Origin of the sequence: Ideonella aquatica, from assembly GCF_018069755.1 — a bacterium.
Lineage (GTDB): Bacteria > Pseudomonadota > Gammaproteobacteria > Burkholderiales > Burkholderiaceae_C > Ideonella > Ideonella aquatica.
Genome location: NZ_JAGQDE010000002.1, coordinates 236,333 through 250,793 on the forward strand (window position 1 = coordinate 236,333; position 14,461 = coordinate 250,793).

General features: G+C 70.7%; 13 protein-coding genes. 8 read left to right on the forward strand and 5 right to left on the reverse strand.

Features of this window, described 5'->3' with window-relative positions; translation table 11 throughout:
- Positions 1 to 4 precede the first annotated feature (4 nt).
- The 7 genes from KAK06_RS03250 (at position 5) to KAK06_RS03280 (ending at position 6,934) form a co-directional block, all read left to right on the forward strand.
- Positions 5 to 781 (forward strand): outer membrane lipoprotein-sorting protein, encoded by a 777-nt coding sequence (locus KAK06_RS03250; protein WP_210800367.1) that lies wholly within the window; start codon positions 5 to 7, stop codon positions 779 to 781.
- On the forward strand, positions 781 to 2,037 hold the full coding sequence (locus KAK06_RS03255; protein ID WP_210800368.1) for a hypothetical protein: 1,257 nt from the start codon (positions 781 to 783) through the stop codon (positions 2,035 to 2,037). The genes KAK06_RS03250 and KAK06_RS03255 overlap by 1 nt, the downstream gene beginning before the upstream one ends.
- A 138-nt stretch (positions 2,038 to 2,175) precedes the next feature.
- The gene (locus KAK06_RS03260) at positions 2,176 to 2,625 is read left to right on the forward strand and encodes a DUF2141 domain-containing protein (RefSeq protein ID WP_210800369.1); all 450 of its coding nucleotides are present in this window, start codon (positions 2,176 to 2,178) and stop codon (positions 2,623 to 2,625) included.
- 60 nt (positions 2,626 to 2,685) lie between these two features.
- Positions 2,686 to 3,180: a DUF6622 family protein gene (locus KAK06_RS03265; protein WP_210800370.1), complete on the forward strand. Its 495-nt coding sequence runs from the start codon at positions 2,686 to 2,688 to the stop codon at positions 3,178 to 3,180.
- Positions 3,181 to 3,215: 35 nt separating this feature from the next.
- Positions 3,216 to 5,303 carry an aminodeoxychorismate synthase component I gene (pabB, locus tag KAK06_RS03270; protein ID WP_210800371.1) on the forward strand — a complete coding sequence of 696 codons (2,088 nt, stop codon included), beginning with the start codon at positions 3,216 to 3,218 and terminating at the stop codon, positions 5,301 to 5,303.
- A 61-nt stretch (positions 5,304 to 5,364) separates the two neighbouring features.
- Positions 5,365 to 6,231, forward strand: coding sequence for an aminotransferase class IV (locus tag KAK06_RS03275; protein ID WP_210800372.1), 867 nt, complete (start codon positions 5,365 to 5,367; stop codon positions 6,229 to 6,231).
- Positions 6,232 to 6,292: 61 nt separating this feature from the next.
- The gene (locus KAK06_RS03280) at positions 6,293 to 6,934 is read left to right on the forward strand and encodes a 4'-phosphopantetheinyl transferase family protein (RefSeq protein ID WP_210800373.1); all 642 of its coding nucleotides are present in this window, start codon (positions 6,293 to 6,295) and stop codon (positions 6,932 to 6,934) included.
- 78 nt (positions 6,935 to 7,012) lie between these two features.
- Here the strand turns inward: KAK06_RS03280 and KAK06_RS03285 are convergent, their stop codons facing one another.
- The 3 genes from KAK06_RS03285 to KAK06_RS03295 are packed head-to-tail and all read right to left on the reverse strand — an operon-like array spanning position 7,013 to position 10,814.
- The gene (locus KAK06_RS03285) at positions 7,013 to 9,415 is read right to left on the reverse strand and encodes a penicillin acylase family protein (RefSeq protein ID WP_210800374.1); all 2,403 of its coding nucleotides are present in this window, start codon (positions 9,413 to 9,415) and stop codon (positions 7,013 to 7,015) included.
- Positions 9,412 to 9,981: a DUF1415 domain-containing protein gene (locus KAK06_RS03290; protein ID WP_210800375.1), complete on the reverse strand. Its 570-nt coding sequence runs from the start codon at positions 9,979 to 9,981 to the stop codon at positions 9,412 to 9,414. Before KAK06_RS03290 ends, KAK06_RS03285 begins: the two co-directional genes overlap by 4 nt.
- The gene (locus KAK06_RS03295; protein ID WP_210800376.1) at positions 9,978 to 10,814 is read right to left on the reverse strand and encodes a Rossmann-like domain-containing protein; all 837 of its coding nucleotides are present in this window, start codon (positions 10,812 to 10,814) and stop codon (positions 9,978 to 9,980) included. Before KAK06_RS03295 ends, KAK06_RS03290 begins: the two co-directional genes overlap by 4 nt.
- 103 nt (positions 10,815 to 10,917) lie before the next feature.
- Here KAK06_RS03295 and htpG point away from each other — a divergent pair, with 103 nt between their 5' ends.
- Entirely contained in the window at positions 10,918 to 12,804 is a 1,887-nt protein-coding gene (gene htpG, locus KAK06_RS03300; RefSeq protein ID WP_210800377.1) for a molecular chaperone HtpG, read from the forward strand.
- A 46-nt stretch (positions 12,805 to 12,850) separates the two neighbouring features.
- On the opposite strand, the gene KAK06_RS03305 is transcribed toward htpG, so the two are convergent.
- Both KAK06_RS03305 and KAK06_RS03310 read right to left on the reverse strand, forming a co-directional pair.
- Positions 12,851 to 13,273 carry a hypothetical protein gene (locus KAK06_RS03305; RefSeq protein ID WP_210800378.1) on the reverse strand — a complete coding sequence of 141 codons (423 nt, stop codon included), beginning with the start codon at positions 13,271 to 13,273 and terminating at the stop codon, positions 12,851 to 12,853.
- Positions 13,274 to 13,407: 134 nt separating this feature from the next.
- A complete protein-coding gene (locus KAK06_RS03310; protein WP_210800379.1) occupies positions 13,408 to 14,442 on the reverse strand; it encodes a serine/threonine protein kinase in 1,035 nt (344 codons plus the stop codon).
- Positions 14,443 to 14,461 lie beyond the last annotated feature (19 nt).

Below are 14,461 nucleotides of genomic sequence, written 5' to 3' on the forward strand. Positions count from 1 at the left end.
CTCGATGAAACTCCTCCGAATCCTCCTGGCCCTGGCCCTGGCCCTGGCGGGCGCCGCATCGCTGGCGACGGCAGCCGACGAGGCCAGCCGCATCCTCGAGGCCAGCGACGCCGTGCGCAACCCCGACAAGCCGTTCCGTCTGCGCGTCACGCTGACCGAGTACCGCGACGGCCGCCAGACCGCGCAGAACGGCATGGACGTCTTCTCGCGCCTGCTGCCGGGCGAGCGCCAGTACGCCAATCTGGTGCGTTTCGTCGCACCCGAGCGCGATCTCAACAAGCTGATGCTCAAGTCCGGCAAGGACCTGTGGTTCTACGACCCGACCAGCAAGGCGCAGGTGCGCATCGCGCCGCAGCAGCGTCTGTTGGGTCAGGTCTCCAACGGCGACGTGGTGACAACCAACTGGTCGCAGGAATACCAGGCCGAGATCAAGGGTCCGGAGGACATCCTCGACGGCGACCGCCAGACCTGCAAGTGCATGCACCTGTCGCTCTCGGCCAAGGTGCAGGAGGCCACTTACAAGCGCATCGACCTGTGGGTCAACGCCAGCCACGCACCGATCAAGGCCTACTTCCATTCCGAGAGCGGGCACCTGCTGAAGACCGCCTTCTACCGCAAGTACAAGCCGGTCCTGGGCAGCCCACGGCCGACCGAGATGGTCATCATCGACGGCCTGCAGCCGAACTGGGTGACGGTGATGCGCTTCGGCGACCACGCCTGGTTCGACGTTCCCGACAGCTGGCTGCGCCCCGAGTACCTGGCCAGGGTGAAGGTGAACTGATGCGCGCCCTGTTCATGCTGATGCTGCTGTCGCTGGCCCAAGGCCCGGCGCGGGCACTGGACGAGGCCGCCGCGCTGGACCTGGCCGATCAGGCGCCTGCACTGGCCACCGGTTCAGGCACGCCCTCATGGCAGGGACGGCTGGAGCTGGCCCAGGGCTGGCAGCGTTCACCCGACGGCGGCCACCACCATGGCAGCCGCGTGTCGCTGGTCGCCCGCCATGACCGCTCACTGGGCGACGGCTGGCGCGGCGTGCTCGACGACCGCCTCGACCTTTCCCGCGCCGACCGCCCGGCGCAGGACGCCAGCGTCCATTCGCTGCGCGAGGCCTATGTCGGCTATGCGCCCGACGACCAGGCCAGCTGGGAGTTCGGCCGCATCAACCTGCGCGGCGGCCTGGCCCAGGGCTACAGCCCGGTGGACTACTTCCGCGCCAGCGCGGTGCGTTTCCAGGTGCCCGGCGACCCGACGCAGCTCAAGAGCGAACGCCTGGGCAGCGTGGCGCTGCGGCTGCAGCAGGTGTGGCCGCAGGACGCGCTGGAGCTGGCCTATGTGCCGCGCATCGGCGGTGGCGCCAGCGAAGCGGTGCTCGACCCCGACTGGGGCCGCACCAACGCCAGCGAGCGGCTGCTGGTGCGCTGGACGCACGACCTGGGCCAGGGCCTGCGGCCGCAGGCCTCGCTGCTGCATGAGGCCGGCCGGCCGCTGCGTCTGGGCCTGGGCCTGAGCACGGTGGTCGGCGAGGCCAGCGTGGCCTACCTGGACTGGAGCGGCAGCCGCGTCGCCGCCGCGCTGGACCAGGCCGCAGGGCTCGCCGGCACACCGTCGTTTCACCAGCAGTTCTCGCTCGGCTGGACCTACACCACGGCACAGCAGGTCGGCATCACGCTCGAATACGACCGCGACAACGCGGCGCCCGACAGCGCCGAGTGGGCGGCTCTGCGTGCGGCGCCGGGCCTGGGGTACGGCCGATACCGCCAATGGGCGCAGCAGCGCCAGGAGCTGGTCACGCGCAGCGGCTGGTTCCTGCGCGTCACTGCCAGCGACGTGCTGACGCCCGGTCTTGGCCTGACGCTGATCGCCCGCCGTGACCAGGCCGACCGCAGCGCCTTCCTGTGGGGCGAGCTGCGCTACCGCTGGAGCGGCCAGGTGGACCTGGCGCTGCAGGCCCAGGCCACACGTGGCGGCCCGACGACCAACTACGGCGCGGCCCCCGACCGGCGCGCCTGGCAGTTCACCTGGACCGGCTACTTCTGAATGGCACCAGGGCGCAGGACGACGCCCGTGGCCGGGGCGATGGGCCGCCAGCCACGCCAGGCAAGTATCGCCAGGAGATGTTCCAGCCCGTCTCCATGGCACGTCCATCAGGCTGATCACACCCTCAGAGAGGACCTCATGTTCCACCGCACCGGGCGCACCGCCGCCATCACCACCAAGGGAGTCATTGCCATGCTCGCCATCGCCTCCACCACCGCCATGGCCGGAGACCTCGTCGTCAACGTCGAGACTCTGGACGGCCAGGCCGGCCAACTCGTCGTCAACCTGTTCGCCAGTGCCGACACCTTCCGCAAGACGCCCAAGGCGCAGGTGATGGTGCCGGCCTCCAAGCAGAACGCGCAAGGGCAACTGTCGGCGGTCTTCAGCAACCTGCCGGCCGGCGAGTACGCGCTGCTGGCCTTCCACGACAAGGATGGCGACGGCAAGCTGGCGCGCAACCTGGTGGGTATCCCGACCGAGCCCTATGCGTTCTCCGGCCAGCCGGCCAAGTTCGGCCCGCCCGACTACAAGGACGCGGCCTTCGCACTGCCCGCCGGCGGCGCCACGATCAACATCAAGCTCAAGTAAGCCGGCGCTCCGGGGGGGACCACGTCCCCCCGGGCGCTGCATACACAGGGGAGGAAACACATGTCCAACGTTCCGTACTGGGTCTTCGCCATCCTCGTCGGGCTGGTGATCCTGGGCCTGCTCCAGGCCCGCCCGAGCAGGGCCTCGCGCGGCAAGGTGCTGACCATGCCGCTGGTCATCACACTGGTGTCGCTGAGCGCCATCGTCCAGCTGTTCGGCTGGAACCTGGCGGCACTGGCCGCCTGGGGGCTTGGCCTGTCACTGCTGGTCGCCAAGCGCCGACTGATCAGTTTCAGCGCGCAGGCGTCATTCTCTGCATCGCAGGAGGTCTTTCTGATCCCGGGCAGCTGGCTGCCTCTGGCCTTGCTGATGGGACTGTTCGCGCTGCGCTTCTTCGCTACGGGCAGCCTGGTGCGGCATCCCGAGTTGGCCGAGCAACTGTCCTATGCAGCACTGATCGGCCTGGGCTTCGGTGTGTTCGCCGGCGCCTTCGTCGCCCGCAGCCTGCTGATCTTTGGCCGAGCCTACGGCCCCAACAAGCTCATTGTCGACTGAGCCACCGGCCGTCGACGAACCCAGGGAGGACCCCCATGACCATCAGCCTCGTCATCGACAACCACGACTCGTTCACCTTCAACCTGGTGCACCTGCTGGAGATCGTCAACGGCGCGCCGCCGATCGTCGTGCGCAACGACGAATGCAGCTGGGAGCAGTTGCAGCGCCTGTCGTTCGACAACATTGTGTTGTCGCCCGGCCCCGGGCACCCGGACGTGCCCGCCGACTTCGGCGTCTGTCGCGATGTGCTGCGGCACAGCCAGGTACCGGTGCTGGGCGTGTGCCTGGGACACCAGGGTGCCGGCTCGCAGGCTGGCGGCCGCGTCACCCGGGCCCCCGAGCCGGTGCACGGCAAGACCGCCCGGCTGCGGCACAGTGGCCAGGGCCTGTTCGAGGGTCTGCCTCAGCAGCTGGAGGTGGCGCGCTACCACTCGCTGATCCTGGAGCGCCCGCTGCCGCCGGATCTGGTCGAGACCGCCTGGACCGAGGACGGGCTGCTGATGGCGTTCGAGCACCGCCACAAGCCCCAGTGGGGCGTGCAGTTCCACCCCGAGTCGATCATCAGCGAGGGGGGACGTGAACTGCTTGAGAACTTCCGTCGCCTGACCCTGGCCCACCAGGCGCAGCGGGCAGCGCCTGCGGCGCCGGACGAAGGCCGCCGGCGCGCCTTCTGGTGCGAGGGTCCGGCCGGCCTGGATGCCGAGGCGGCCTTCCGGCTGCTGTACGCAGACGCGCCCACCGCCTTCTGGCTCGACGGCGGCCTGGTCGGCCCGGGTCCATCGCGCTGGAGCTACCTGGGCGATGCGCGCGGCCCGAACGCCGCGCTGCTGAGCTACCGCTGCGCTGGCCAGGTGCTGGAGATCGACTCGCCCGATGGCCGCCAGCGGCTCGACCAGGACATCTTCGCGCACCTCGACGCGCGCCTGCGCGTGCCGGTGGACACGCCGCCGCCCTGTCCCTTCCAGGGCGGGCATGTGGGCTGGTTCGGCTACGAGCTGCGCCCCGGCGGCTTGCCGCCCAGCCCGCAGCGCGCCGCGACGCCCGATGCGCTGTTTGTGCAGGTCGACCGCTACCTGGCCATCGACCACCTGAACCGCCGCAGCTACCTCGTGGCGATCGACACCCCCGGGCAGGCCGCCCGCGCCAACGCCTGGCTGGCGCAGACCAGCGCGCTGCTCGACGGGCTGGCGGGACAGCCGCCCGCCTCGATGCAGGCGCCGACGCCGCGCGGCGCGATGCCCGAGTTCGTGCTCGACCGCGACGAGGCCACCTACCTCGCCGACGTGACACGCTGCCTCGACTGGATCGGCCAGGGCGAGACCTACCAGGTCTGCCTGACCAACGAGATCCGCTGCCGCAGCGACCTCGACCCCTGGCAGCTCTACACCACGCTGCGGCGGGTGAATCCGGCGCCCTTTGCCGCCTTCGTGCGCTGGCCCGGTGGCGCAGTGCTGAGCGCCTCGCCGGAGCGCTTTCTGAGTGTGGACGCGCAGGGCCTGGTCCAGACCAAGCCGATCAAGGGCACGATCCGCCGCGCGCCGGACGCCGAGGCCGATGCGCGCCTGGCCGAGACGCTGCGCACCAGCATCAAGGACCGTGCCGAGAACGTGATGATCGTCGACCTGCTGCGCAATGACCTCTCGCGCGTGTGTCAACCCGGCAGTGTGGTGGTGCCCAAGCTGTTCGGCATCGAGTCATTCAAGACCGTGCACCAACTGGTCAGCACCGTGCAGGGGCAACTGCGGGACGGCCTCAGCGTGATCGACGCAGTGCGCGCCACCTTCCCCGGCGGCTCGATGACCGGCGCGCCCAAGGAGCGCACGCTGCAGCTGATCGACGAACTGGAGCAGCGTCCGCGCGGCGTCTACTCCGGTGCGCTCGGGTGGCTGGGCCACGACGGCGCGGCCGACCTGAGCATCGTCATCCGCACGATCGTCAGCGCCGGTGGCGAGCTGAGCTTCGGCGTCGGTGGCGGGGTGGTGGCCAACTCGACGCCCGAGGGCGAGTTCGCCGAGATGCTGCTCAAGGCGCAGGCCACGATGGCAGCGATCCACGCCGCCACACCGGTGCGCCAGGCACTCGCCGAGGCCGCACCGGCGGCGCTGGCGGCGGAGCCCGCATGAGCCGGCGCGCAGCCTGGGCCGGGCTCGGCATGGGGTGGCCGGTGTGCCGAGGAGTCCCGTTGTGAGCGTTCTTGTCGAGACCCGCCCGCAGGCCGTGCCGCCGCATGGCCTGCCGTTGGACGAGGAGGTCTGGCTCAACGACCAGATCATGGCCCGCGCCACGGCGCTGATCAGCGTGAGCGACCGCGGCCTGAACCTGGCCGATGGCGTGTTCGAGACCCTGCTGGTGCAGGATGGCCGCCCGCTGTGGCTGGGCGACCACCTGGCCCGCCTGCGGCAGGGGGCACAGCGGCTGCGCCTGCCGCTGCCCTGGTGCGACGATGCCATCGGCCGCGGCCTGGCGGCGCTGTTGTCGCGCGCCGAGGTCGGCCACCGCTGCGTCGCGCGCATCACGCTGACCCGCGGACCGGCCGCCACACGCGGCCTGTGGCACCCCTGTGAGCCGGTGCGCCCCACCTTGCTGATGGGGCTGTCCCCCTGGAGCGCCAATCCGGTCCAGCATGTGGTGCTGGCACGGCAGACCTGCCGCAACGAACGATCGCCGCTGAGTGGCATCAAGTCGCTGGCTTACGGCGACCAGCTCCTGGCCCGACAGGAGGCGCTGGACCGCGGCGCCACGGACGCCCTGCTGTGCGACACCCGCGGTCGATTGGCCTGTGCCACGGTGGGCAATGTGTTCCTGCACATCGACGGCAGCTGGTACACGCCATGGCTGAACAGCGGGGTGCTGCCGGGGCTGGCGCGCCGGCGACTGATCGCCCGACTGCAGGCCCGCGACACCGCGCTGCCCTCCGCGCGGCTGGTCGATGCCGACAGCGCGTTCATCTGCAACAGCCTGGGCTGCGCACCGATCGCCAGCATCGATCAGCGTGAACTGCAGCCGCCGCCCCGCTGGGACCACATCGCCGGCATCTACCACGAGGACTGAGTTGCAACTCCAGGTGCACATCCTGGCTCTGCCGACCCGGGCGCCTCCCGCTGAGCGGTGGTTGGAGCTGTTCGACGCGCAGGAACGTCGTCAGCTGGCCGCGCTCACCCAGCCCCGGGCGCAGCTGCTGCACCTGGCGGGTCGGCTGCTGGTCAAGCACCTGGCCGCCGAGCGCAGCGGCTGGCGCGCCGCTGACCTGGCCGTGCGGCCCGATCCGATGGGCCGGCCGCGGCTGCCGGCACTGCCCGATCTGCACGTCAGCATCAGCCATGCGGTGGACCGTGTGGCCTGCGTGCTGGCGCCGACGGCCGCGCTGGGAATTGACCTCGAGTGCCCGCACCGTCGCCTGCCGTCGCCCGCGGCGCGCCTGCGCTACCTGGATGACTGCGAGCGCCGATGGTTGCTGGGACATCCGGTGCCGGCACAGGCGCGTGCCTTCCTTCGGCTCTGGACACACAAGGAGGCGGTGATGAAGGCCGATGGCCGCGGCCTCGCACTGGGGCTCACGCGGGTGCGCCTGCAGCCCCAGGAAGGCGGGGCACTGCGTGTGCGCGAGATGTCAGGTGCCGACGCCCGTCCATGGCGCATCACGGGGGGCCAGTGTGGCGGCTACCCGTGGGCCATGGCCTGGGACAGCAGTGGTTTGACGCTGGACGGCGTGAGCCTGCGCAGGCGAATGTGGCCGGCCTGGCTCCGCGGCTGAGGACGCGGGCCTGCAGCGCCCGGGTCGACGCAGGAGGACCGCGGCACCGCTGTCCATCAGCCGCAGCAGTCGCTGCCTCTACGGCCTCAGGCTGAGCGTCTGCTTTACATGCGCCCCCACATCGGCGTCGCTCAGGTACTCCGTCCTCACATCGCCCCTCAACCACAGCTCCGCCTGGTCGCGGTAGTGCGGATCGCCCCACACGCCGCTTTGGCCCACCGGGTTGCTGCCCTGGGCCTGGTCGGGCTGGGCGAAGTCGATGACGCGGCGCGTGCTGGGGCCGTAGGTCACGGCCCAGGGGGCGGGGCCGAAGGGCTGGGCCAGGTTGTTGGGCACTTCGCGGGCGCCGGGGGCGGGCCAGGGGCCGACGTTGAAGACCTTGTCCAGCGGGGCCTGGCGGCCCAGCGGGTGGACGTGGGTGATGGTGTGGGCGCGGCCCCAGGTCCAGCTGGCGGGGTCGTTGCCGTACAGGCTGCGCAGGTGCTGCAGCGCGGCCTGCCAGGCGGCGGCCACGATGGTGGCGCGGGTCTCTTGCTTGTCGGCGGTGTCGCGCCGGTCCCACCAGGGTGAGGCGGGGTCGGCCAGCAGGCGGGGCAGGGCCTGTTCAATGGCGCGGGTGCGGCGCAGCGCCTCCACACCGCTGCTGCCCGGCTCATCGCCCAGCTCGTCGCCCATGGCCTGGCGGGTCAGCTCGCTCAGCCATTGCCAGAACAGCGTGGGCGCGATCTGGTCGGTGCGGTGGTCGCCCTGCCAGGCGGCAAGCTGGTCGATCAGGCGGCGTTCCTCGTCATTGGCGGCGGCGGCGCGCAGCTCGGCCAGCACCGGGGCCAGGGTGCGCGGGCCGAAGTTCGTCTGCACGTCCAGCTGCAGCGCGCGGGCGCGCTCCACTGTCCAGCCGCTGGGGGTGGCCTGCAGCTGCTGCTGCAGGCGCAGCGCGCGGTCCCAGGGGTTGTAGTAGCCGGGCACGGGCTCGGCGCTGGCGGGCTGGTGGTTGGCCGACATGATCCAGCCGCGCGCAGGGTTCTCTTCCTGCGGGTTGCGCTCGAAGGGCAGCCAGCCGGGCTTGTCGGCGTCGGCCGTGCGGCCGTCGAGTAGGAAGCTGGGGTGTACGCCGGCGGGGCGCTGCGGCAGGCGGGCGGCGGCCCACCAGGCGATGTCGCCGCTGGTGTTGGCCCACAGCACGTTCAGGCCGGGCGCGTGGATGCCTTTGACGGCGCTGCGCGCGGCGGCCAGCGTGTCGGCGCGGTTCAGGTTGTAGAACGCTTCCAGCACCGGGTTGTCGCTGTCCATCAACGTCCACCACATCGCGATCGGTGTGGGGCCGGCGTCGGGGCCCAGCACGGTGTTGATGATGGCGCCGTGCGGTGAGCGCTGCAGCACGATGCGCTCGGCCGGCGCGCCCTTCACGGCGATGGTTTCCTCGCGCGATGTCAGCGGCACCCATTGGCCCTTGACCAGCACCTGGCCGGGGTGATCGGCGTCGGTGTGCTCGGCGATCAGGTCGATGTCGTCGTTCTGGAACATCGTCAGGCTCCAGCCGAAGCGCTGGTTGTGGCCCAGCAGCGCGGCGGGGCTGAGGGCCTGGAAGTGGCCGTAGAGCTCGAAGCCCGGCGCTTTCAGGTGCGCCTCGTACCAGACGGCCGGCACGGCAAAGCTGATGTGCGGGTCACCGGCCAGCAGCGGCTTGCCGCTGGCGGTGCGCGCACCCGACAGCACCCAGGCGTTGCTGCCCTCCAGCAGCGGCAGCGCGGCCTGCTGCACGGCGTCCTGGCTCAGCAGGGCCAGCTTCGTCAGGCCCTGCCAGTCGGCCTGGGTGAGGCGGGCGCCGTGGTCGGCGGCGCCTTCGGGGTGCCAGTCCAGGTCGAAGATCTTCAGGTACTCGGGGCCCAGCTGGTCGCGGATGCGGCTGAGGATGGGCTCGGTGCGGAAGGCGGCGGCAAAGCTATAGGCCATGTAGCCGGCCACGGCGTAGGTGTCGGCGGGCGTGAAGTCGCGCCGCGGGATGCCCAGCAGCGCAAACTCCAGCGGCAGCGGCCGGGTGGCCTGGTACTGGTTGATGCCGTCCAGGTAGGCCCGCAGCGCCTGGTGGGCGGGGCGGCTCATGTCCAGCGCGGCGGTCTGCTCGTCGGCGCGCTGGCGCAGGCCCAGGCTGCGGAACAGGCGGTCGGTGGGCAGCAGCTTGGGGCCCAGGATCTCGGCCAGCTCGCCGCGGGCCAGGCGGCGCATCATCTCCATCTGGAACAGCCGGTCCTGGGCATGCACCCAGCCCAGCGCGCGGTACAGGTCGGCCTCGTTGGCGGCTTGGAGGTGGGGCACGCCCCACTCGTCGTAGCGCACCGTGACCTCGGCGCTCAGGCCGCTCAGAGGCAGCGTGCCCTCGCGCTGCGGCAGGCGCTGCAGCATGAACCACACGGCGAAGCCCACCGCCAGTACGACCAGGATCAGCAGGCCCAGCAGGCCGCGCCACAGCAACTTCTTCATGGCTTGTTCGGGGTGGGGAAGTCAGGAAAGAGACGCTGCCAGCCGTCCAGGCCCAGGCGTTCCAGCGTCTCGATGTTGCGCTCGTAGATGGCCTCGGCCTCGGGGAAGGCGGCCACCGCGCGGTCGATGCTGCTCTCGCGGATCAGGTGCAGCGTGGGCCAGGGCGAGCGGTTGGTGTAGTTGGAGATGTCGCCGGCCTCGGTACCGGCGAACTGGAACTGCGGGTGGAAGCTGGCGATCTGCAGCGTGCCGTCCAGGCGCAGCTGGCGCAAGGCCATGTCGGCCACATCCAGGAAGTCGTTGAAGTCCAGGAAGTCGGTCAGCACGCGTGGGTGCACCAGCAGCGTGGTGTCGGTCTGCTCGGGGTCCACCGTGGCCAGGTGTTGCAGCTCGGCCAGCAGCTTGGTCAGCAGGGTGTCGGTGTCCTGGGCGTCAGAGATGACGGTGCGCACCTGGCCCTTGACGCGCACGCTCTTGGCAAAGGGGCACAGGTTCAGGCCGATCACGGCCTGGTCCAGCCAGTCCAGGGTCTGGGCGCGTACCTGTTCGGGGTCGGGGGCACTCATCGGGGCGATGGTACGTGCGTCCAGCGGGCCCAGGTGGCCGCGTCCAGCAGGGTCTTGCGGGCGTGGGTGCCCCAGGGCTCGCCGCGGCGCAGCGCGGCGGCAAAGCCGGGTCCGTCGACGATCCAGCTGCCGCCCAGTGCGGTCACGCCGGCGGCGAACAGCGGCGCCGGCCACAGGCCCGCGCCGGGGCCGATCAGCGCCACCTGCTGCGCGCCACGGCAGGCGGCCAGCACGCCCTCCAGGCTGTGGTTGAGCAGCGTGGTGCTGGTGGCCAGCACCTTGGCGCAGCCGGCCAGCTCGGCGGGGTCCAGGGTCACGCGCACGCCGTTGGCCTCGCCCACCAGGTCAGCGCGCAGCTCCAGCACGGTCAGCCGCGCGCCGCGGGCGGTCACCTGTTTCAGCAGCGGCGGGAAGTAGCCCACCATGCCGATGGACTCGCCGGGCTGCGGATCCAGCCCGGCGATGGAGTCGGGCGCCTCTGGCGGCACCCAGCCGTGGCGGTCGAACAGGTGGCGGGTGAGGGCGTTGACGGCGGCAAAGCCCAGTGTGCGGGCGGCGCCGTCGCGCTCGACCCACCAGCGGGCGATGTCCAGCGGGTCGGCACCGGCCAGGGCTTCGCCGGCCTCGCCGCCGGCCAGCCGGGCCAGCGCGTCGTCCAGCAGCAGGTAGGCCAGGCCCAGCGAGCCGTCGGCCAGCTCCAGCGCGCCGAACTCGCCGTCCTTGCTGCCATTCCAGGGCGTGGGGGGCAGGTGCAGGGCCTTCACCGGCGGGCGGGGGCCGGGGCCCAGGGCCTGCGCCAGGGCGTCGACAATGCGGTGGGCCAGGGTGTTCATGGCGGCACATCGTAGTCGCTCTTGAAACCCGGCCAGGCGGCCCCACCTGCGCCCCGCACGGCGCGTCAGGCGCCCGCCCCACCTTCTCACCACAGCAAGAACCATGAGCAAGCAGACCCATTCGTTCCAGGCCGAAGTCAAGCAGATCCTGCACCTCGTCACCCACTCGCTGTACTCGAACAAGGAGATCTTCCTGCGCGAGCTGGTCTCCAACGCGTCGGACGCCTGCGACAAGCTGCGCTTCGAAGCGCTGGACAACGCCGCGCTGTATGAAGACGCGCCCACGCTGGAAGTGCGCGTGTTCTTCGACAAGGACGCCAAGACCCTGACCATCCGCGACAACGGCATCGGCCTGTCGGCGGAGGAGGCCGCGTCGCACCTGGGCACGATCGCCCGCAGCGGCACGCGCGAATTCATGGCCAAGCTCGAAGGCGAGCAGAAGAAGGACGCCAACCTGATCGGCCAGTTCGGCGTGGGCTTCTACTCGGGCTTCATCGTCGCCGACCGCATCACCGTGGAAAGCCGCCGCGCCGGCCTGCCGGCCGACCAGGGCGTGCGCTGGAGCAGCGAGGGCACCGGCGAGTTCGAGCTGGAAACCATCGAGCGCGCCGCGCGCGGCACCGATGTGATCCTGCACCTGCGCGACGAGGACGCGGCCGAGTTCCTGTCGGCCTGGAAGCTCAAGTCGGTGATCGGCAAGTACAGCGACCACATCTCGCTGCCCATCCTGATGAAGAAGGAAACCTGGGACGCCGAGAAGGGCGAGCAGGTGGTCAGCGACGACTGGGAGACGGTCAACAAGGCCGCTGCGCTGTGGACCCGTTCCAAGAGCGACATCACCGACGCCGAGTACCAGGACTTCTACAAGCAGATCAGCTACGACAGCGACGCGCCGCTGGCCTACACCCACAACCGCGTGGAAGGCCGCAGCGAGTACACCCAGCTGCTCTACATCCCGAAGAAGGCGCCGATGGACCTGTGGAACCGCGACAAGCGCGGCGGCGTCAAGCTCTACGTCAAGCGCGTCTTCATCATGGACGATGCCGAGGCGCTGATGCCCACCTACCTGCGCTTCGTGAAGGGCGTGATCGACTCGGCCGACCTGCCGCTGAACGTCAGCCGCGAGCTGCTGCAGGAAAGCCGCGACGTCAAGGCCATCCGCGAGGGCAGCACCAAGCGCGTGCTGGGCATGCTGGAGTCGCTGGCCGACAGCGACAGCGCCGACGACAAGGCCCGTTACGCCGAGTTCTGGAAGGAGTTTGGCGCGGTGTTGAAGGAGGGCGTGGGCGAGGACTTCGCCAACCAGGAGCGGCTGGCCAAGCTGCTGCGCTTTGCCTCCACCCACGCCGACGAGGGCGTGTCGTTCGCGGACTACGTGGGCCGCATGAAGGAAGGCCAGAAGGCGATCTACGTGATCACCGCCGACAGCCTGGCCGCGGCCAAGAGCAGCCCGCAGCTGGAGGTCTTCCGCAAGAAGGGCATCGAGGTGCTGCTGCTGACCGACCGTGTGGACGAGTGGCTGCTGAGCCACCTCTACGAGTTCGATGGCCACCCCATCCAGAGCGTGGCCAAGGGCGCGGTGGACCTGGGTGAGCTGCAGGACGAGGAAGAAAAGAAGCAGGTGGAGGCCGCGGCCGAAGCCTTCAAGCCCACGCTGGAGCGCCTGCAGGAAGCGCTGAAGGCGCGCGCCAAGGAGGTGCGGGTGACCTCGCGTCTGGTGGATTCACCGGCCTGCGTGGTGGCCGACGAGGGCGGCATGAGCGCCCACCTGGCGCGCATGCTCAAGCAGGCGGGCCAGGCGGCGCCAGCCTCGCTGCCCATCCTCGAGGTCAACCCCGAGCATGCGTTGGTCAAGCAGCTGGCCACCGACCCGCGCTTCGATGACCTGGCGCAGATCCTGTTCGACCAGGCGGTGCTGGCCGATGGCGGACAGCTGGACGATCCGGCGGCCTATGTGAAGCGCGTGACGGCGCTGCTGGCGGCCGCCTGATCAGGCGCCCGGCGCGCCCTGGGGCGCGCCGGGCCACTCGGCAGGCTCAGCGGTCCTGGCGGCTGGAGGGGGCGCGGTTGGCCACAGGCGCGCAGGCACCAGCGACGCTGGTGAAGGTGTACATGTAGCCGCTGTCGGGCGCCTTGCCGTTGCCCTTCATGGTCTTGCCCCGACGGCCAGCCACGCCGTACCAGCTCTGGGCCTCGAAGCCGCCGTAGGCATAGCTGACATCGGTCAGGCCGTTGCCGTAGCAGGTGTAGGTGCCGGTCGTGCCCGCCACATCCGGGAAGGTGAACGAGCCGTCTGCGCCAAAGGTGGCGGTATAGCTGTTGCTGCCGCCCATGCCGTAGTTGAAGGTGAAGCACTGGGACTTGCCGGCCAGCTGGGTGCAGGTGTCGGTCTGGGCCTGGGCGGCCAGGCAGGCCAGCCCGGTCAGGGTGGCGGCGGCGATGCGGGTCAGGTGGTTCATGCGGGTTGTCCCTCGTTACTCGTGTCGATGCTCCGGAAGGCTGGAGCAGCCTGAGCCGACGCTGTGTCGGCACACGGATGTTGCGTGCCAGACCGGCTGCGCGGTATCCCTAGTCACTGGGCGCGCGCCAGCCCTCAGATTCCGTGCATGCGCTCGATCTGTTCGTCCAGCTCGGTGGCCTGCTGGGCCCAGTAGCTGGGCGAGGCGAACCAGGGGAAGGCCGCCGGGAAGGCCGGGTCGTTCCAGCGCTCGGCGATCCAGGCGCTGTGGTGGACCATGCGCAGGGTGCGCAGCGGCTCGATCAGCAGCAGCTCGCGGTCGTCGAAGTCGGTGAAATCGGCGTAGGCGTCCAGCAACTGCCACTGGGCGGCTTGCACCGCATCGCGCTCACCGGGCAGCAGCATCCACAGGTCCTGGATGGCCGGACCGGTGCAGCAGTCGTCGAAGTCGACGAAGTTGGGGCCGGCGAAGGCGCCCTCGTCGCGCCACAGCACGTTGCCGGGGTGGCAGTCGCCATGCAGACGCAGCGTGGCCAGCGGGCCGTGACGATCGAAGGCGGCGTCCACCAGGTCCAGCGCCCGGGCGCTGACGTTGATCCAGCGGCCCGCGGTCTCAGGGCTGACCAGGCCGCTGTCGATCAGGCGCTGGCGCGGCGCATGGCCAAAGGTCTGCACATCCAGCCGGCGCCGGTGCTCGAAGCGGCCGCGGCGGCCCACGGCATGCAGCCGGCCCATCAGCCGGCCCAGCCAGGCCAGGGTCTCGGGCTGTTCCAGCTCGGGCGCGCGGCCCACGCGGCGCTCGGTCACGGCCAGGCGGAATTCGGCGCCCTCGGGGCTGCGCCAGTGGGCCAGGGTGGGGGTCAGGGCGGACAGGCGCAGCGCGTCGGCCACGCCGTCGCGTGGCTGCAGCGGCAGCGGCGCCACCACCGGCAGGTCGGCCTCGGCCAGCTCGGCGCAGAAGGCGTGTTCTTCGGCGATCTGGGCGTCGCTCCAGCGGCCGGGGCGGTAGAACTTGGCGACGACGACGCGGCCGTCGTCCAGATGGGCCTGGACGACGCGGTTCTCGTAGGAGTTGAGCTGCAGCAGCCGGCCGTCGGGCTCCAGGCCGGCCAGGAACAGGGCCTGCAGAATGCCGGCGGGGTCCAGCGCGGCGTAGGGGGCGTCGGTCATCGGGGCATGGTACGCGCCC

What these genes read in the sequence shown, in the direction of transcription:
- KAK06_RS03250 (WP_210800367.1), top strand. Translation starts at nt 5, where the DNA reads ATGAAACTCCTCCGAATCCTCCTGGCCCTGGCCCTGGCCCTGGCGGGC.
- KAK06_RS03255 (WP_210800368.1), top strand. Translation starts at nt 781, where the DNA reads ATGCGCGCCCTGTTCATGCTGATGCTGCTGTCGCTGGCCCAAGGCCCG.
- KAK06_RS03260 (WP_210800369.1), top strand. Translation starts at nt 2,176, where the DNA reads ATGTTCCACCGCACCGGGCGCACCGCCGCCATCACCACCAAGGGAGTC.
- KAK06_RS03265 (WP_210800370.1), top strand. Translation starts at nt 2,686, where the DNA reads ATGTCCAACGTTCCGTACTGGGTCTTCGCCATCCTCGTCGGGCTGGTG.
- pabB (WP_210800371.1), top strand. Translation starts at nt 3,216, where the DNA reads ATGACCATCAGCCTCGTCATCGACAACCACGACTCGTTCACCTTCAAC.
- KAK06_RS03285 (WP_210800374.1), bottom strand. Translation starts at nt 9,415, where the DNA reads ATGAAGAAGTTGCTGTGGCGCGGCCTGCTGGGCCTGCTGATCCTGGTC.
- KAK06_RS03290 (WP_210800375.1), bottom strand. Translation starts at nt 9,981, where the DNA reads ATGAGTGCCCCCGACCCCGAACAGGTACGCGCCCAGACCCTGGACTGG.
- KAK06_RS03295 (WP_210800376.1), bottom strand. Translation starts at nt 10,814, where the DNA reads ATGAACACCCTGGCCCACCGCATTGTCGACGCCCTGGCGCAGGCCCTG.
- htpG (WP_210800377.1), top strand. Translation starts at nt 10,918, where the DNA reads ATGAGCAAGCAGACCCATTCGTTCCAGGCCGAAGTCAAGCAGATCCTG.
- KAK06_RS03305 (WP_210800378.1), bottom strand. Translation starts at nt 13,273, where the DNA reads ATGAACCACCTGACCCGCATCGCCGCCGCCACCCTGACCGGGCTGGCC.
- KAK06_RS03310 (WP_210800379.1), bottom strand. Translation starts at nt 14,442, where the DNA reads ATGACCGACGCCCCCTACGCCGCGCTGGACCCCGCCGGCATTCTGCAG.